General features: G+C 37.1%; 24 protein-coding genes. 15 read left to right on the forward strand and 9 right to left on the reverse strand.

The annotated features are described in order from the left end of the window. Nucleotides 1–25: 25 nt before the first annotated feature. Entirely contained in the window at nt 26–742 is a 717-nt protein-coding gene (locus IQ226_RS07250; RefSeq protein ID WP_193893935.1) for a Uma2 family endonuclease, read from the reverse strand. A gap of 217 nt (nt 743–959) precedes the next feature. After that, on the reverse strand, nt 960–1,352 hold the full coding sequence (locus tag IQ226_RS07255; RefSeq protein WP_193893938.1) for a M48 family metallopeptidase: 393 nt from the start codon (nt 1,350–1,352) through the stop codon (nt 960–962). A 787-nt stretch (nt 1,353–2,139) separates the two neighbouring features. On the opposite strand from IQ226_RS07255, the gene IQ226_RS07260 reads away from it, so the two are divergent. From IQ226_RS07260 to IQ226_RS07295, 8 genes are all read left to right on the forward strand, one after another. Next, the gene (locus IQ226_RS07260; RefSeq protein WP_193893941.1) at nt 2,140–4,611 is read left to right on the forward strand and encodes an ATP-dependent Clp protease ATP-binding subunit; all 2,472 of its coding nucleotides are present in this window, start codon (nt 2,140–2,142) and stop codon (nt 4,609–4,611) included. Between the two features lie 225 nt (nt 4,612–4,836). Then, nucleotides 4,837–5,394 carry a Panacea domain-containing protein gene (locus tag IQ226_RS07265; protein WP_193893944.1) on the forward strand — a complete coding sequence of 186 codons (558 nt, stop codon included), beginning with the start codon at nt 4,837–4,839 and terminating at the stop codon, nt 5,392–5,394. Nucleotides 5,395–5,613: 219 nt separating this feature from the next. After that, nucleotides 5,614–5,778, forward strand: a complete 165-nt coding sequence (locus IQ226_RS24980) for a hypothetical protein (protein WP_200888887.1) — start codon at nt 5,614–5,616, stop codon at nt 5,776–5,778. Nucleotides 5,779–5,856: 78 nt separating this feature from the next. Further along, nucleotides 5,857–6,054, forward strand: a complete 198-nt coding sequence (locus tag IQ226_RS24985; protein ID WP_228039300.1) for a hypothetical protein — start codon at nt 5,857–5,859, stop codon at nt 6,052–6,054. 187 nt (nt 6,055–6,241) lie between these two features. Further along, on the forward strand, nt 6,242–7,438 hold the full coding sequence (locus IQ226_RS07280) for a DUF262 domain-containing protein (RefSeq protein ID WP_168465900.1): 1,197 nt from the start codon (nt 6,242–6,244) through the stop codon (nt 7,436–7,438). Between the two features lie 15 nt (nt 7,439–7,453). Continuing rightward, entirely contained in the window at nt 7,454–8,518 is a 1,065-nt protein-coding gene (locus IQ226_RS07285; RefSeq protein ID WP_193893947.1) for an MAE_28990/MAE_18760 family HEPN-like nuclease, read from the forward strand. Between the two features lie 489 nt (nt 8,519–9,007). Continuing rightward, the gene (locus IQ226_RS07290; protein ID WP_193893950.1) at nt 9,008–9,280 is read left to right on the forward strand and encodes a hypothetical protein; all 273 of its coding nucleotides are present in this window, start codon (nt 9,008–9,010) and stop codon (nt 9,278–9,280) included. Beyond that, on the forward strand, nt 9,277–9,642 hold the full coding sequence (locus IQ226_RS07295) for a clan AA aspartic protease (RefSeq protein ID WP_193893953.1): 366 nt from the start codon (nt 9,277–9,279) through the stop codon (nt 9,640–9,642). Before IQ226_RS07290 ends, IQ226_RS07295 begins: the two co-directional genes overlap by 4 nt. 109 nt (nt 9,643–9,751) lie before the next feature. Here IQ226_RS07295 and IQ226_RS07300 read toward each other — a convergent pair whose 3' ends face one another. Both IQ226_RS07300 and IQ226_RS07305 read right to left on the reverse strand, forming a co-directional pair. After that, complete coding sequence (locus IQ226_RS07300; RefSeq protein WP_193893955.1) at nt 9,752–10,168, reverse strand: PIN domain-containing protein; 417 nt, start codon at nt 10,166–10,168, stop codon at nt 9,752–9,754. Continuing rightward, nucleotides 10,165–10,386, reverse strand: a complete 222-nt coding sequence (locus IQ226_RS07305) for a hypothetical protein (protein WP_193893958.1) — start codon at nt 10,384–10,386, stop codon at nt 10,165–10,167. Before IQ226_RS07305 ends, IQ226_RS07300 begins: the two co-directional genes overlap by 4 nt. A gap of 108 nt (nt 10,387–10,494) precedes the next feature. On the opposite strand from IQ226_RS07305, the gene IQ226_RS07315 reads away from it, so the two are divergent. From IQ226_RS07315 to IQ226_RS24995, 6 genes are all read left to right on the forward strand, one after another. Beyond that, nucleotides 10,495–10,686: a DUF3349 domain-containing protein gene (locus tag IQ226_RS07315; RefSeq protein ID WP_228039302.1), complete on the forward strand. Its 192-nt coding sequence runs from the start codon at nt 10,495–10,497 to the stop codon at nt 10,684–10,686. 53 nt (nt 10,687–10,739) lie between these two features. After that, nucleotides 10,740–11,012, forward strand: coding sequence for a hypothetical protein (locus IQ226_RS07320; RefSeq protein WP_015083190.1), 273 nt, complete (start codon nt 10,740–10,742; stop codon nt 11,010–11,012). Then, entirely contained in the window at nt 11,009–11,374 is a 366-nt protein-coding gene (locus IQ226_RS07325) for a clan AA aspartic protease (RefSeq protein ID WP_193893961.1), read from the forward strand. The genes IQ226_RS07320 and IQ226_RS07325 overlap by 4 nt, the downstream gene beginning before the upstream one ends. 288 nt (nt 11,375–11,662) lie before the next feature. Then, the gene (locus IQ226_RS07330) at nt 11,663–11,887 is read left to right on the forward strand and encodes a hypothetical protein (RefSeq protein ID WP_193893964.1); all 225 of its coding nucleotides are present in this window, start codon (nt 11,663–11,665) and stop codon (nt 11,885–11,887) included. A 5-nt stretch (nt 11,888–11,892) separates the two neighbouring features. Next, nucleotides 11,893–12,231, forward strand: coding sequence for a hypothetical protein (locus tag IQ226_RS24990; RefSeq protein WP_228039303.1), 339 nt, complete (start codon nt 11,893–11,895; stop codon nt 12,229–12,231). Further along, on the forward strand, nt 12,221–12,340 hold the full coding sequence (locus IQ226_RS24995) for a type II toxin-antitoxin system PemK/MazF family toxin (RefSeq protein WP_228039304.1): 120 nt from the start codon (nt 12,221–12,223) through the stop codon (nt 12,338–12,340). The genes IQ226_RS24990 and IQ226_RS24995 overlap by 11 nt, the downstream gene beginning before the upstream one ends. Nucleotides 12,341–12,412: 72 nt before the next feature. Here IQ226_RS24995 and IQ226_RS07340 read toward each other — a convergent pair whose 3' ends face one another. The 3 genes from IQ226_RS07340 to IQ226_RS07350 all read right to left on the reverse strand — a co-directional run bounded on the left by IQ226_RS07340 (nt 12,413) and on the right by IQ226_RS07350 (nt 13,317). After that, a complete protein-coding gene (locus IQ226_RS07340) occupies nt 12,413–12,754 on the reverse strand; it encodes a type II toxin-antitoxin system PemK/MazF family toxin (RefSeq protein ID WP_193893967.1) in 342 nt (113 codons plus the stop codon). After that, the gene (locus IQ226_RS07345; protein WP_193893970.1) at nt 12,751–12,984 is read right to left on the reverse strand and encodes a hypothetical protein; all 234 of its coding nucleotides are present in this window, start codon (nt 12,982–12,984) and stop codon (nt 12,751–12,753) included. Before IQ226_RS07345 ends, IQ226_RS07340 begins: the two co-directional genes overlap by 4 nt. Before the next feature lie 159 nt (nt 12,985–13,143). Next, the gene (locus tag IQ226_RS07350; protein WP_193893973.1) at nt 13,144–13,317 is read right to left on the reverse strand and encodes a hypothetical protein; all 174 of its coding nucleotides are present in this window, start codon (nt 13,315–13,317) and stop codon (nt 13,144–13,146) included. A gap of 331 nt (nt 13,318–13,648) precedes the next feature. Between IQ226_RS07350 and IQ226_RS07355 the strand changes: the two genes are divergently transcribed. Continuing rightward, nucleotides 13,649–16,276, forward strand: a complete 2,628-nt coding sequence (locus tag IQ226_RS07355; RefSeq protein WP_193893976.1) for a DNA polymerase III subunit alpha — start codon at nt 13,649–13,651, stop codon at nt 16,274–16,276. Between the two features lie 202 nt (nt 16,277–16,478). On the opposite strand, the gene IQ226_RS07360 is transcribed toward IQ226_RS07355, so the two are convergent. Then, nucleotides 16,479–17,039, reverse strand: a complete 561-nt coding sequence (locus IQ226_RS07360) for an Npun_F5560 family protein (protein WP_193893979.1) — start codon at nt 17,037–17,039, stop codon at nt 16,479–16,481. Between the two features lie 307 nt (nt 17,040–17,346). Continuing rightward, nucleotides 17,347–17,673: a 30S ribosomal protein S6 gene (gene rpsF, locus IQ226_RS07365; protein WP_193893981.1), complete on the reverse strand. Its 327-nt coding sequence runs from the start codon at nt 17,671–17,673 to the stop codon at nt 17,347–17,349. Nucleotides 17,674–17,765: the final 92 nt, after the last annotated feature.

A 17,765-nucleotide genomic window follows, 5' to 3' on the forward strand; every position in this document is an offset into this window, starting at 1 on the left:
AAATCATCTCCATATAAAAAATTGCTCAATCATCAAATTCAACGCCTAATTCTCGCAATTTTGCTGCTAATTTATCAGCCCGTTGTTTTTCCTGTTCAGCTTGTTCTTCTCCTGTTAACAAGAAATTACCTTCCAAATCCCACCACCTTAACCAAGGTAACTCGACATTTTTATATGTTCCTTGCCAAATTCCTAATTCAACACCCATTTTTTCAATTACATAATGACCCCTGGCATTAGGTGGCATTAAGTGATATTGTCCTTCAATTAAATGATATAATTCTAAAGATGATTTCTTTTCTTCGTAAATACCATAAAAAGGGACTCTTATTGCTTTTTCATAAACCCAAAATTTTCCTTGATAGGGAGTTTCGTCCCTTTCTTCCCTACCATTACCGGATACAAATTCAATGACAATTAGGGGAGCAACTAATTCTTGCCACATCACATAAGAACGGCGCATTTGACCATTTAAGGCAGGTGGCACATCAGGAACATAAAACCAATCTGGCGCTTCTGCACCTTTTTCTGGTGGTTCTGTAATCCGCCAATAAATACCGCTATCTTGTCCTATGCAAAATTGTTTATCTGGATGAATTGTTTGTAATTTTGACCAGATAGATTCTGTTAAAAGAATACTTTGGGGATGTTCTTGAAAATTTTTCACGAAACTTCCATCTTCACAGGGTAATTGAGTATGATCTGGTAACTGTGTTGAAGGAGAAATTTTCAGGGTGTCCATAGTTTTCCATTTTGGAAGAATATGTTAGCTTTCACTAAAATCGGATATGGAATTATATCCATCTCAAATACATTATAAGTAGGTGAACACAATAAAACCAAACTGTGTAAAGAAACGTAAAATCGCCCAAACCCTCTTCACTCTTGCCTCTTGCCTTTTGCCTTGCCATAACGACAACTTTCAACTCCAACCTACTTAAACAATTCTGATATCGCTCTTACTTTTCCCTCATTTTCTTCTTTACATCTGCCAAAACAGCTTTATAATCCTCTCTATCTGGATGTAATTTTATTAACTTCTCAATTAGGGCAATCCCCCCCTGGTTATCCCCAGACCTTAACCGCATAATGGACAATCTCTCAAGTGCCATTTGATTATTCGGTTCACGTTGTAAAACCAACTCATACCCCTTCATCTGTGTCTGTAAATCATTCCCAGCAGTTTGAACTACTGCTTGCTGAGGTTTTTCCCAAGACTGTTTGATGGCATTAACCCCGCCGAACAATATTGAACCGCCAAATGAAATAAGTCCAATATATGTAACAATTCTTTTCTTTCGCTCAATCTGCTTACCGCGCCGAACCAAGTAATCATCACTAGAGTTAGTCATCTGTCAAAAATTGCTGTTGTCTTAATAGCAGCATTACCCCTACTATGATTAGATTACCCATAAGTAGCAAAAAAATATCACCTGCTCTTCTAAGAGGGTGTTTGAAAAGTTTCCAGCCATTAGAAATCGCTACTACACAAACAAAGTCCACCTGCATGGACTATACTGAAAACGGTTTATAGTTTAACCAAATATAGAACCCCTCTCCAAACCTCTCCCCGCAACGGGGAGAGGCTTTGAACTTGTTTTTCATATCATAAAAAAGTCTAGATTTTAGCCGTTTTGAGTATACTTGCTGGTTGAATGTGCGATTGTCATGAACAAACGAGTTTAAATGCAGTTATTTTAGCCAACTCTCCTTTCTACGAACAATGCCAAAATTTTCACAATCCGACCACTGTTAACCACATTTATGAAGATAAAATAAATTTTTTGCCCTGATTTTATATCAAAATATATTGTATTAAAACTTTTATCTATATAAAAAACTTATCATCGAGTCAATTAATTTGACATTGCTACACACTTCATGATATCTGAGTTTATTTGGGACTGCTAACAAAAATCGCAACATCAATGGTCTATGGTTTGGATTTAGTCCCCAAAATGCTGGTAATATCACTCTCCTCAGTAAACAAACCCCAGAAAGTTAATTAATAGCTACTCATTAACCGATCAACCTGTGTCATCGTAACTGGATATCTACTATTGTTGATATAGATATCCAAAATTTTAGCCTGTGCTAAAATCAGCATACCGGCACGACGCAGGTGATGGGAAAAATGCCATGTTTGAACGCTTCACAGAAAAAGCCATTAAGGTAATCATGCTGGCCCAAGAAGAGGCCCGCCGTTTAGGTCACAACTTTGTCGGAACTGAGCAAATCCTCTTGGGTTTGATTGGTGAAGGCACAGGAGTAGCCGCCAAGGTGCTGAAATCAATGGGAGTTAATCTCAAAGATGCTCGCATTGAAGTTGAAAAAATCATAGGACGGGGTTCTGGCTTTGTCGCCGTAGAAATTCCGTTTACGCCACGAGCAAAACGGGTTTTAGAACTATCCTTGGAAGAAGCACGCCAATTGGGGCATAACTACATTGGTACCGAGCATCTGCTGTTGGGACTGATCCGCGAAGGGGAAGGTGTCGCAGCCAGGGTGCTAGAAAACCTCGGTGTAGATTTGACCAAGGTGAGAACCCAAGTGATTCGGATGTTGGGAGAAACGGCGGAAGTTACGCCGGGTGGCCCCTCTGGTCGCACTAAAACCCCAACTCTCGATGAGTTTGGATCAAACCTGACCCAAATGGCCATAGATAACAAGCTTGATCCTGTGGTGGGACGCGCCAAGGAAATTGAGCGGGTTATCCAAATTTTGGGTCGCCGGACGAAAAACAATCCCGTGTTGATTGGTGAACCAGGTGTTGGTAAAACCGCCATCGCTGAAGGTTTAGCTTCACGCATCGCTAGTAAGGATATCCCCGATATCTTGGAAGATAAGCGTGTGGTGACACTCGATATTGGTTTGCTCGTAGCGGGAACTAAATATCGCGGTGAATTTGAAGAACGTCTCAAAAAAATTATGGATGAAATCCGCTCTGCGGGTAATGTCATCCTGGTAATTGACGAAGTTCACACCTTAATTGGTGCGGGTGCAGCCGAAGGGGCGATTGATGCAGCGAATATCCTCAAGCCAGCTTTGGCGCGGGGTGAGTTGCAATGTATCGGTGCGACGACTTTGGATGAGTACCGTAAACACATTGAACGGGATGCAGCGTTGGAAAGACGCTTTCAGCCTGTAATGGTGGGTGAACCGACCGTTGATGAAACAATAGAAATTTTATATGGTTTGCGCGATCGCTATGAAGCACACCACAAGCTGAAGATATCCGATGAAGCATTGGTAGCGGCGGCGAAATTGTCTGATCGTTATATTAGCGATCGCTTTTTGCCAGATAAAGCCATTGACTTGATGGATGAAGCGGGTTCACGGGTGCGCTTGATTAACTCCCAACTGCCCCCAGCAGCCAAGGAATTAGACAAGGAACTACGGCAAATCTTAAAAGAAAAAGATGATGCAGTCCGTTCCCAGGACTTTGATCGGGCGGGAGAATTGCGCGATCGGGAAATGGAAATCAAAGCCGAAATCCGCACCATTGCTCAAACCAAGAGTAACAGCGCTAGTGGTGACGGCGTTGAACCTGTAGTTACAGAAGAAGACATTGCTCACATTGTCGCTTCTTGGACAGGTGTACCGGTGAACAAACTTACCGAATCTGAGTCCGAGAAGTTGCTGCACATGGAGGACACCTTACATCAGCGCCTCATCGGTCAAGAAGACGCTGTGAAGGCTGTTTCTAGAGCCATCCGTCGCGCTCGTGTTGGGTTAAAAAATCCGAATCGGCCGATCGCGAGTTTTGTCTTCTCAGGTCCTACTGGGGTAGGTAAAACTGAATTGGCGAAATCCTTGGCTTCCTACTTCTTCGGTTCGGAAGAAGCCATGATTCGCTTAGATATGTCCGAATACATGGAGCGTCACACCGTCAGTAAATTGATCGGTTCACCTCCTGGTTATGTCGGTTACAACGAAGGTGGTCAATTAACAGAAGCTGTCCGTCGTCGTCCCTACACTGTGGTGCTATTCGACGAAATCGAAAAAGCCCACCCCGATGTGTTCAATATGCTCCTGCAAATTTTGGAAGATGGGCGTTTAACTGACGCGAAAGGTCGTACGGTGGACTTTAAGAACACCTTGCTGATTTTGACTTCCAACATTGGTTCTAAGGTCATTGAAAAAGGTGGTAGCGGTATAGGTTTCGATTTTGCTGAAGATGCTAACGAATCTCAATACAACCGGATTCGTTCTTTGGTGAATGAGGAACTGAAGAATTACTTCCGTCCTGAGTTCCTGAACCGGTTAGATGAAATTATCGTCTTCCGTCAGTTGAACAAGATCGAAGTTACCCAAATTGCGGAAATCATGCTCAAGGAAGTGTTTGGTCGCTTGACGGAAAAAGGCATTGTCTTAGAAGTCACAGACCGCTTCAAGGATCGCTTGATCACTGAGGGTTACAGTCCTAGCTACGGTGCAAGGCCATTACGTCGGGCAATTATGCGCTTGTTGGAAGATAGTTTGGCGGAAGAAATTCTGTCTGGACGCATCAAAGACGGCGATACTGCTCTTGTTGACGTTGATGAAAATGGCATTGTTCAAGTTAGTTCTCAACAAACACGGGAGTTGTTAACCCAAGGTGTTGAGTCTTAGTTAGGTTTTTTAATTGTTAATTGAACGGTGGAGGATTTCAGTTCTCTACCGTTTTTTTGTTTTTTTCTCACGCAGAGGCGCAGAGTCGCAGAGAGGAGAAGGGAAAAGATCAAAGTCCAGAATAAACTGAGTAATGATATAGTCTCAGATTTGTATAATAAATTTTCGCGTTTTCAGATCAAGATTTATAATATAAATGTACTACACTGCTTATTAAGGATAATTATGCCTATCCAGTTTCGGTTTCACCCAGAAAAAGCTGTAGAAGCCGCAGCTATACTTATGAAGCTGCATGGTAAGCCTATCAAATATTTAGGTTTGCTAAAAATGCTCTATATAGCTGATCGTATTGCATTAGAAAGAATAGAACAGCCAATTACAGGTGATCACTATGTATCAATGAAATATGGTCCTGTTCTTAGTGGTGTTTATGATCTAATTAAAGGTAAACCTATTGATGATGCTCTACCTCTGTGGTCTGAGTACATTTCTCCTGGTGATAAAAACTTTGTTTACTTAGTCAAAGATCCAGGAAATGATGAACTATGCGAAGAAGAAGAGGAGATTCTTCAAGAGGTATATCAAAGCTTTGGACATCTTGATCCATTTCATGTTGCTGAATGGACTCATGATTTACCAGAGTGGAAAGATCCTCATGGTTCTGCTATTCCCATTTCAGTAGAAGATATTCTGAAAAATGTTGGTAAAAGTCAGGAAGAAATTGAGGAAATTAGACAAATAGCACTCAGGGAAGCATATTTAGATGAGGTGCTAAGTGTCTAGTATTTCTATTAACATAGGAGATGTATTTTTAATTGATACACCTCCTAATGGACAACATTTTTACGTCGCAATTGCAAAAACTTCTGGTAATAAATATTTATTTGTTAATTTAACAGACAAGAAAAATAACTCTGAAAGAGTTTGTGTTTTAGTACCAGACCGAGTTTACCAAGTTTTATTAAAAAGGAATCTATTATAGCTTACTATTTTGCTCGTGAAATGGATGCAAATGATCTTGCTATTTGTATAACTTCTGGTAGTCCTATACCCAAAGATTGTTTATCTGCTGATATTGTATCACAAATTCAACAGGGAGGATTGATTTCTAAGAAGTTGAAGAATAAATATAAAACTGCATTGAAGAATTTCTTAGGAATTGGTTAAATTAAACTTAGTAATGGGAAAGGTTTACTTGAAAATCAAGAATAATTGGTAATTGATCAAAATGAGGTAAGGTGAATTATGAGTAATACAAAATCTGTGCGTCGTCGTCAACCAGGGAGAATTTTTCCAGAATTTACAATACCACTGGAAGAATTACCTAGAAGAGAAGCAGAAAGAAATGCGCGTGGAGAAAAAGCGCATGTTGTTTTTAATCGAGTTCGTCCTGAATTAATAAATGATCATTACAATTGGTTTATGGTAATTGAACACCAATAGTGGTGATTATTTTATTGATGTTGATGACAGTATTACTGAAAAAAAGCGCGAAAAAAATATCCTACAGGTTGGTTAGTGACTTTTAGAATTAATGAAACTGGTGTTTGTGGCAGAATATGATATACTGGTAACGGCTAATGATAATTAACCTGGAACTAGATTATTAATAACATAAGGAATAACTAATATGATTGCAAATAGTGAATTAATTTTAGGCGAAACTTTTACTTTTCTAGATAATTTAGATACAAATCATGAATCAGCATCAGATGAAGAAATTAATGAAAAATATAAAAAGGGTGAAATTAGAATTGTTACGGAACAAGCTCGTTATCCGTTAGATAGTATACCGAAAATGCTTGAGAGTAAAAAATATATTCTTGATCCTGAATATCAACGTAGAAAAAGATGGGATAACGTTCGTAAATCTAGGTTGATAGAATCATTCATTATGAATGTACCAATCCCACCTATCTTTTTATATGAAATAGAATATTCTCTCTATGAAGTAATGGATGGACAACAAAGATTAACTGCTATTGATGATTTTTATCAAGGTAATTTTCAACTGGAAGGACTACAGTATTGGAGAGAACTAAATGGTAGAAAATATGAAACCTTACCAGAGCAAGTGAGAAGAGGTATAGATAGACGCTATTTATCATCTGTTGTTTTATTACAAGAAACAGCTAAAAGTCAAGAAGAAGCTGAAGAACTTAAACGAATAGTTTTTGAAAGACTCAACAGTGGTGGAGAAAAGTTAACTCACCAAGAAACAAGAAATGCGTTACAAAATGGAAAATTTAACCAATTATGTATAAAACTTTCTCAAAATGAATATTTCCGGAAAATGTGGAATTTCCCTTTAGAATGTGAAGGAGAAGAAAAATTACTAGAAAATGAATCTTATAAAAAGATGGAAGATGTAGAATTAGTCTTACGCTTCTTTGCTTATCGTCATATAGATAAATTAAAATCTACAGGAGTTGATAAATTTTTAGATGAATATTTAAAACAAGCAAATAGCTATTCTGATCAAACAATGAAAAACCTGGAAAGTCTATTTAATGAGACTATTGACATAATTTATCATATATTAGGAAATCAAGCTTTTATTCCACCAAAAGGAGAGCGGAATAGAAAAATTCCTTTAAAAATAGTTTATGACTCAATGATGCAAGTGTTTGCTAAAAAAATTTCCTTCAAGAATCAATTACTAAAACATAAGAACGCGATAAAGAATGAGATGTATTCTGATGAAAAAATGTTACGTGTAGAAGAAGAAAATAATCGTTTTCTTTTTGAGGGTAGGTATGCTACCAAAAAAGCCTTGGAAACAAGAATTGAATATTTTGATAACTTTCTACAAAAGTATATTAAATAAACTTTGGTAGAAATTATGAATATAGAATCATTAGAAAACTTTAAAAGAGAACTCAATCAAATTAGAGAATATTTGAAACATATTCAATATGTAAATGATGTAGCTGCTTATCATATTCAAGATAATGATAATGAGCAAATCAAAAATTTACTTAATACTCTAAATAGTCACTATAGGGGTTTTAGAACAGATAAGCGAATATTTGAATATAAAGCATCTATTATCTCACTATATGGACTGCTAGAAAAATATGTAGAAATATGGATTAAAGAGTATCTTGATTTTCTATCGACTGTCATACCTGAATATACACAAATACACGAAAAAATCAGAGACAATCATTTTGAACTTTCTTTAAAATTGATAAATACTATTACCAGTAGGGAAAGTGCCAAATATCAGCATCTTACAAAAGAGGAAGTGCTAAAGAAACTTAATGATTGTATAGTCAATCCTACCAAATATCAAATTAATACAGATGCTTTTGTTCTTTTGTCAGGTAATTTAAAACATAATAAAATTGTAGAGTTATTCAACAAGTTAAATTTGGATTTGAATGAGGAATTGTTAAAAAATGAAGAACTTAAAAATGAAATTGGTTTAAACCAAAATACTATTTCTAGAATAGAAAAGGATATTTTGTATAATAAAATAAATGACTTGGTTGAAAGAAGAAACCAAATTGCTCACGGTTCAGAAGAAGTAGATGATATCCTTAGCATATCTGAATTAGAACCTTATATTCAATTTTTAGAGAAATATTGTCAAGCTATTTTTCAGACATTATTTGAACAAGTTATTAAAGAAGAATCCAGACATACTTTTCAGAAAGTAGAAAATGTAATTAAAATTTTTGGCAATAAAGTATTGGCGTTTGAACTTGAAAATTATACGATAAAAGTTGGAGATATGTTAATTATCCAAGCAAAAGAAGGTAGGTTTTATAAAAAACCTATTTTAACAATTCAATTAGATAATACCGAATATCCTGAACTTATAGTTACAGAAAAAACAAAGATTGCTGCAAGTGTAGATCATAAAATAAAAGATAATCACACATTTTACATAGTGAAAAAATAATGAAATCGCTCTTAGTTAGACTATGGTGGAGATGTGCGATTGTGCGGAACTCAGTGCCAAAGGCGATAGCGAAGCGCTCCGCAGGAATCGCTCTTAGTTAGACTATGGTGGAGAGATGCAATTGTGTGGAACTCAGTACCAAAGGCGATCGCAAAGCACCCCGCAGGAATCGCTCTTAGTTAGATGATGGTGGAGATGTTCAATTGTGCGGAACTTAGTACCAAAGGCGATAGCGAAGCGCTCCGCAGGAATCGCTCTTAGTTAGACTATGGTGGAGAGATGCAATTGTGTGGAACTCAGTACCAAAGGCGATCGCAAAGCACCCCGCAGGAATCGCTCTTTGTTAGACTATGGTGGAGATGTGCGATTGTGTGGGGCGCAGTACCAAAGGCGATAGCGAAGCGCTCCGCAGGAATCGCAAAGCACCCCGCAGGAATCTCAAATATTTGATCAAGTATAATAAACTAATCACGAAAAAGGATTAACAAAATGCAAGCTATTCTCCTCAGCAGCAAAGAAGTCGCAAAACGTGCCAAAGAATTATATAAAAATGGCATTCGTCAGCAAGTAGACACCGAAGAAAACATCGGTAAAATGATAATTATTGATATAGAAACAGGTGAATATGCAATTGATAAAACAGGCATAGAATCAGCGCATTATTTACGCAATAAAAACCCATTAGCCAGACTATATGGACTTCGTATCGGCTACAAAGTTGCTGTTTCTTTCTGTGGTGACATGGAGCGTGATTATCAGTGATAAATGGTATTATCAAAAACGGGCGTGCAACTGTCAATGTTATATTTCGTTTGCCAAATAAACCAGATTTTACTATTGAATTTGTAATTGATACAGGATTTACAGGCGATCTTAGTTTACCATCAGCAGCGGTCACTTTAATAAATTTACCTTTTCTATATGAACTACCAGCAAATCTAGCTAATAATAGTTGGGTGGACATACCAGTACATGAAGCTTTAATTATCTGGAATGGTGAGGAAAGAGTAGTTAATGTTTTAGCAACAGGAAAGCGGCCATTATTGGGAACTGGTTTACTTAATGGTTATGAATTATCTATCCAATTCATAGAAAGTGGTTTAGTAACAATTCAAGAATTATAATCGCTCTTAGTTAGACAATGGTAGAAAATTGCGATTGTGCGGAACTTAGTACCCAAGGCGATAGCGAAGCGCTCCGCAGGAATCGCAAAGCACCCCGCAGGAATCGCTTTTATTCCCTAGAAATATGATTTAACTCCCCAGGTAAAATCACTGGAATTTCTGAACCTAAAAATCCAGACACATCACGAGTTACAATCACATCTACCATTGATTTCATAGCACAAGCATACTGCACAGCATCCTCAAAATCTTGAAAATTTAAAGCTACTGCTGTTTCTAAAATATTTTTATCAACTGTGCAAATATGTAAATCTGTGAGAATTTGAGAAATTGCATCTTGAGCAACTTTTACACCTGCGGCTTTACGAATAATATAATAAATATTAGTAATTGTAGTAGCAGCAATAAACCCTATAATCTCACCTGCATCAATTTTTGCAAATAGCTTGACTGCATCTTCTACAAAAGCTTCTCTTTCTAGTAAAAAATCTAAAACCACATTCGTATCAATAAAAACTCGCTTCATTTGTATTTTTCAGTTAGATAAGTGACATAATCTCTATTAATATTCTCATTATTTGAGCTATTTACACTCTTAGCAACACCACGCAGTCGAGATAAATTACCCTTCTTTGATGGTGATATAGTTTCTTGTTGTATTGATTCTAATACAGTTTGTACCAATTGCCAGCGATCGCTCATTGGTAACTGTAATACTTGTTTTTGCAATTCTTGTAATGTCATGATAAGATATCAAAAATTATTCATTTTAATTATATATCAATTTAACTGATGGTGGAGATGTGGGATCACATATCATCTCGAAGATATCGCCTTTTGCAAAGAGTAACTATGATCCCCGATAATCCATTATCTAGAGCCTTAAATCTGCAAGCAACACGCAAAAGCGGTAAAGATTATAGTCTTGTCCTCAATGATGTATATCGGATACAGTCAATTGATGTACCCACATCTGAAGCGATCGCTAATTTAAAGGAAAAATTACTTGTGTGTGGTTATGAACAGTGGCTTGAAGAAGAATAAACTGTACTACTAATCAAGTATAATAAACTAATCACGAAAAAGGATGAAACAAAATGCAAGCCATTCTCCTCAGCAGCGAAGAAGTTGCCAAACGTGCCAAAGAATTATATGAAAATGGCATTCGTCAACAAGTAGAAACAGCAGAAAACATCGGTAAAATGATAATTATTGATATAGAAACAGGTGAATACGCTATTGATAAAACAGGCATAGAATCAGCGCATTATTTACGGAATAAAAACAGATTTGCTCGACTTTTTGGTATTCGCATTGGTTACAAAGTGGCTGCATCATTTAGTGGAGAAATGGAGCGTGATTATCCATGATAACTGGCATTATCAAAAATGGACGTGCAACTGTTAATGTCATATTTCGATTCCCAGAACAACCAGATTTTACAATTGAATTTGTGATTGATACAGGTTTTACAGAATTTCTTTCCTTACCTCCCGCAGCCGTGAATCTTTTGGGATTCCCTTTTGTTTATGATATGTACGCAAATTTAGCAGATAATAGCCGTGTGCTTTTACCAGTACATCAGGCTACTATTATTTGGAATGGTGAGGAAAGAGCAGTTAATGTATTAGCTACAGGAAAGCTACCATTATTAGGAACTGGTTTACTTGATGGTTATGAATTATCTATCCAATTTACAGAAGGTGGTTTAGTAACAATTCAAGAATTATAATCGCTCTTAGTTAGATGATGGTGGAGATGTGCAATTGTGCGGAACTCAGTGTCAAAGGCGATAGCGAAGCGCTCCGCAGGAATCGCAAAGCACCCCGCAGGAATCGCTCTTAGTTAATGGTGGAAGAAGTGCGATCGCTCTTAGACATATTGCCAAGCATTTATCAGGAACACCACAAATGCAAAGACTATTAGTGTGAGTTAGTTATTTTTTGTTTCACGCAGAGGCGTAGAGGCGTGAAGAGAATATGATAGAAATATATCCTAATGGTAAATGGAGGTATGTGGTATGAGTCAGCCTAACTTCCAAGGTATGAGTACAAAAGAATTACGTGCTTATGTTTTATCTCATCGAGATGACCAAGAGGCATTTTATATTTATGTTGATAAATTGAATGCTGAAGCAAATTGGGTGGAAATGCCACCATCAGAATCGGTTGATGATTTGATGAATTTTCCTGAGTTTTTGCAGCGTCTTAGTAATGGTAAAAGATTAATTGAAAGTGAAGAATAACTATTATGATTTTTACTGATGTGGTAGAAGCAATAAAAGGGTTTTCAATTGAAGAAAAGTTACAAATTCAATTGTTACTGCAGCAATATTTAAGAGAAGAACGCTGCGAGGAAATTTCTCAAAATTTGCAAAGTGCGAAGCGAGAAAAAGAAAATGGTGAACTCACATTTTCTGTCAATATTGATGAGTTAAAGGAACAAAATATCAGCCGTCGTGAACTTATAAAGTTACCTATAGAGGAACGAAAAAGGATTTTAGCGTCACAATCTGATTTAATGTTAGAGCATTACCAGCAAGATAAAGAATGGCAAGAATTACAGACAGGAGACTTAATTGATTACTAATTCTTCTAGTCCTAAACGGGGTGATATCTGGTTGACTAATTTTGATCCAACTGTGGGAGCAGAAATTAAAATGAAACAGGTGCTTGTGACAGAATATGATTTTAGGTAAGTTTGGTGAAATTGGGGAGTTAATTTTTGAATAGGCTTGCTAAAAATGCTCTATATAGCGATCGCACTAATTTTATTTTCTTAGCCAATTGATTAAAAGATTTTTAATGAGTATTAGTCTTTCTGGTGAGATATTTCCTAAACGTGCATTGATTACAGATGATTCGACACTTGTTAATCGTCCAAGCCGAATTAAAGAAGCCACTTTAAGTCCGGTAGTAATATAGTCAGAATCTGAGGTATTAATAATTTCGTCAAATCCTACAGTAGCTTGATGGAGACAAGAAGAAATTAAAGCAAGTAATAAATCACGATGACGACCTGGTGCAATAGCAATAACTAAAGCTGGACGTAGTTTCCCTGATTTCAAGTCTGCTTGAGGAAAACGAATTAGAACAATATCCCCTGGTTTCATGGTTGATAAATTTCTTGAGCATCTGCTAGGGAATATGCAATTTCATCTTCTTCTTTAAAAAATTGCTCTAATGAAAATTTTTGCCAGTCTTCATCTTGCCAATTAGTATATTCTGAAATGTTGTTTGGCTCAGTGGAAATTAATCGGGTAAAGTTGGCAATTTTTTCAACAATGTGATCAGGTAATCGGTCAATCTGTTGGTGAAGCTCTTCACGAATTGTAGCAGACATAAGTTAATTTATTTGATTAAGGTGTAAAGTTGATGGCATTGATTATAACTCAGATATTGGATGGTAATTTGGGAAAAAGGCAATTTTGGGTTTCGTCACCTGATGCTGTTGGCGAAATATAAGTTAACGTCTAGAACCGTTATTTTACCGTTGATTACGTTACACAACTACAGGACGTTTGCGAACTGAATAACGTAGCATTAAGGTTTTTAGGGTATTAAATAATGTTTCGCCAACAGCATCCGTCACCTCAATCCAACCTACAAGATCGGCGATCGCACTTGTGTCATCAGCGATCGCCAACTCTTTTCCTAAAAATTCAAACGTTGGCATCTCCATCTTCTCCTCCTACAATGATAAAGTGTAGCAAGTCCGAGTTTTTACACCCATTACTATATTGACAACCTGTTCAAGTATGCCACCATTATTGGATCGATTCATAATTAAAAGATAGCGAGTAGTTTGTAGTTGGTCATAATAAGTTATTATATGATATGTATGGCAATTTAGCAGTTAATAGCGGTGTACTTTTATCAGGACATCAAACTTCCATGATTGGGAATGATGTAGCTTTTGTTAAAAGATGCGCGATTGGGTTATCATTAACTCAAATACTTGATATCATTGTTAATCTAAAATTCTCATAAATCTACCAAATACTAATATGTCATTTGTTCCTTTACATATTCACAGTGATTACAGTTTGCTTGATGGTGCTAGTCAACTACCAGAATTAGTAGATCGAGCGATCGCATTAGGAATGAAAGCGATCGCCCTCACAGATCATGGTGTCATGTATGGCGCAGTTGAACTGATCAAAATCTGCCGCAACAAAAACGTTAAGCCAATAATTGGCAACGAAATGTATATTTTAAACGGTGAAATTGACAAACAAGAACGCCGTCCCAAATATCATCAAGTCGTATTAGCTAAAAATACCAAAGGTTATAAAAATTTAGTTAAATTAACAACCATTTCCCATCTTCAAGGAGTACAAGGTAAAGGCATTTTTTCCCGTCCTTGTATTAACAAAGATTTACTTAAACAATATCGTGAAGGTTTAATAGTCACCAGCGCTTGTTTAGGTGGAGAAATTCCCCAAGCAATTATGAGTAATCGTCCAGATGCAGCCAGAAAAGTTGCTAAATGGTATAAAGATGTATTTGGTGAAGATTTTTATTTAGAAATTCAAGATCATGGTTCGCAAGAAGACCGAATTGTGAATGTAGAAATAATCAAAATTGCCAGAGAATTAGGAATTAAATTTATCGCCACCAACGACTCCCATTTTATCTCCTGTTTTGATGTAGAATCCCACGATGCCTTGTTATGTATTCAAACCGGGAAACTCATTAGCGAAGATAAAAGAATGCGGTATAGCGGCACAGAATACCTCAAATCAGCAGAAGAAATGTACCAGCTATTCCGTGACCATTTACCCGATGATATCATTGCCGAAGCGATCGCCACAACGGTCGAAATTGCTGATAAAGTCGAACCTTATCACATCATGGGAGATCCCCAAATTCCCACACCCACAATCCCTTCAGGACACACAGCCGATACCTATGCAGAAGAAGTTGCCTGGCTAGGACTTTTAGAAAGATTAAATCGCAAATCTCGCCACGAAGTAGATCCAGTCTATAAAGAAAGATTGGAATATGAATTAAAAATGATTCAACAAATGGGATTTTCTACCTACTTTTTAGTAGTGTGGGACTACATCAAATTTGCGCGAGATAATAACATTCCCGTTGGTCCAGGACGAGGTTCTGCCGCAGGTTCTTTAGTAGCCTATGCCATGAAAATTACGAATATTGATCCCGTCCATCATGGCTTATTATTTGAAAGATTCCTCAATCCCGAACGGAAATCAATGCCTGATATTGACACCGATTTCTGCATTGAACAACGAGATAAAGTCATTGAATATGTCACTGAAAAATATGGTGTTGATAGAGTTGCTCAAATCATTACTTTTAACCGTCTCACATCCAAAGCAGTCTTAAAAGATGTTGCTAGAGTATTAGATATTCCCTATGGGGATTCTGACAAAATGGCAAAAATGATTCCTGTAGTTCGGGGTAAACCTACTAAACTAAAAGTAATGATTTCCGATGAAACTCCCGAACCAGAATTTAAAGCCAAATATGATAATGATCCCACTGTCCGGCGCTGGATTGATATGGCCATGCGAATTGAAGGAACTAACAAAACCTTTGGTGTTCATGCTGCCGGCGTAGTTATTTCCGCAGAACCATTAGACGAACTTGTTCCCCTCCAACGCAATAATGATGGTTCTGTAATTACCCAATATTTCATGGAAGATTTAGAATCATTGGGATTATTAAAAATGGACTTTTTGGGTTTGCGGAACTTAACCCTAATTCAAAAAACCATTGATTTGATTGAACAAAGCAAAGGATACCGAATTGATCCTGATGAAATTACAGGACAAGAAAGAAAAGCACAAAAAATATTAGCCAAAGGTGATCATACTAACTTACCAAAAGATGTTGCTAAAGCTTATTCACTATTAGAAGCAGGTGACTTAGAAGGAATATTTCAACTAGAATCTTCAGGAATGAAACAAATAGTCCGAGATTTGAAACCTTCAAACATTGAAGATATTTCTTCCATTTTAGCATTGTATCGTCCAGGTCCATTAGATGCCGGATTAATTCCTAAATTTATTAATCGTAAACATGGACGAGAAGAAATTGAATATGATACTCAAATTTTAGAACCAATCTTAAATGAAACCTACGGAATCATGGTTTATCAAGAGCAAATTATGAAAATTGCTCAAGATATGGCTGGTTATAGTTTAGGACAAGCCGATTTACTGCGTCGCGCTATGGGTAAAAAGAAAGTATCAGAAATGGAGAAACAAAAACAAAATTTTATTGATGGTTCTGCAAAAAACGGTGTAGTACCCCAAGTTTCTGAACATTTATTTGCTGATATGTTGAAGTTTGCCGAATACTGTTTAAGTTATGACACAGAAATTCTAACTGTTGAATATGGTTTTTTACAGATTGGGGAAATTGTCGAAAAACAGATTGAATGTAAAGTTTATACTGTTGATAGTAATGGGATACTTTATACTCAGTCAATTGCCCAATGGCATAATCGCGGACAACAAGAAGTTTATGAATATTTATTAGAAAATGGGGCAATTATTCGCGCTACAAAAGATCATAAATTCATGACTGAAGAAGGACAAATGTTACCAATTGATGAGATTTTTGCCCAAGGATTAGATTTGTTACAAGTTGGTGTGAGTGAATAAAGACATAAATTTATTTCACGCAGAGGCGCAGAGTCACAGAGAGTAAGAGATTTGGCGAGTAGGGGCGGGGTCTCCCCGCCCTAAATTGTATTATTAATAGCTTATGAAAATTAAATGTAAAATTACCTAAGTCTGCTTTTTAAGAGCGTTTATCATCTATGTCAAGCCTACACTGACTTATGGAGTACAGTGTAGGAATATGTCACGCATTCTGGGGAGCAGGTATACTATCGGCTGTCGCTTCTGAACGAGGAAAATTCGGTAAATCAATACCACCATGATTTGCGTAGCGGTTTTTGAGCGCTAAACGATAACTCACACTTTGCAATTCGGCTTGCAATTGGCGATTTTCTCGTTGTAGGATTGTTACCTTGTCTCGTACTGGTGTCATGCGTTCCTCGAACTTACGACGGTAAATTTGGGGTAATTCCTGTACTACTTGCTCTAACATTCGACTACGATCAGTTAGTTCCTGCACAGACTGGCGTAATTGATATATCTCTGTATCCCGATTTGTAATTTGCTCTTGGTAGAACGTTACCTGTTGTTCTACAGCTTGGATTTGATCTCTTAAAGCTTGCAATTGACTGGAATCTATCTCTGGCTCAGGTTTTGGCGGTGTAAAGTTGGTATTCCCCTTAACTAGCCGAAATAGTTCTTGTGATAACTGTTGAACTAATTGATCACGCAGTTGTAAGTCTTGGCGCAACTGGGATATTTCCGTAGACAGTTCTTGGATGTTTGGTATATCAGATTGGCTCACGGCACTTAAAGCTCTTACTTAATATATATACAGTTATGCTTGATTTTTGACTTGCGCCGATTGTATCACATACTGAGCAATTTGATTAAAATAATTTAGAAATTTCTATAATATACTCAAAACGACTTGATTATTTGATTCTAAAGTAGGGGTTTAGTTAAACGGGCGGTTAGAAACCGCGTCTACACAGGCAAAACCCACCTGCGTGGGTTTCAAATCCTTGATTTTTCCTTAGTCCGCGCAGGCGGACTTTGTTTGTGTAGCCGTGAATTCCATTCGCCAGGGCTGATTTGAGAAACCGCGGTTATTAAGCTGCTACAACTTCTTCTGCTGGTTTTTCTTGGTGAACTTCTTGCTTGACGGTCATATAACGAATTACTTCTTCGCTCAATCGCATCGACCGTTCCATGATAGCGATTACTGTTCCCGGACCTGTGTAGTTGAGTTGAATATAAACGCCATCACGATGTCTTTGAATTTCATAAGCTAGACGACGCTTACCACGGTTTTGAATTTCAATATTCTCAGCACCGTGTTCACGAATGAGGTTTTCGTATTTAGCAATTTGTTGTACTACCTGTTCATCTCCCAAGTCAGGACGCAGGATGTACATGGTTTCGTAAACTGTGGTCATGTTTTTTAAATTTACCTTTTGGACAAAATGGCTGAAGAGGTGTTAATTCACACAAACATTGCTGTGAGCGATAATTTCATTGATCAACATCT

The organism is Dolichospermum sp. LEGE 00240 (assembly GCF_015207875.1).
Lineage (GTDB): Bacteria > Cyanobacteriota > Cyanobacteriia > Cyanobacteriales > Nostocaceae > Dolichospermum > Dolichospermum gracile.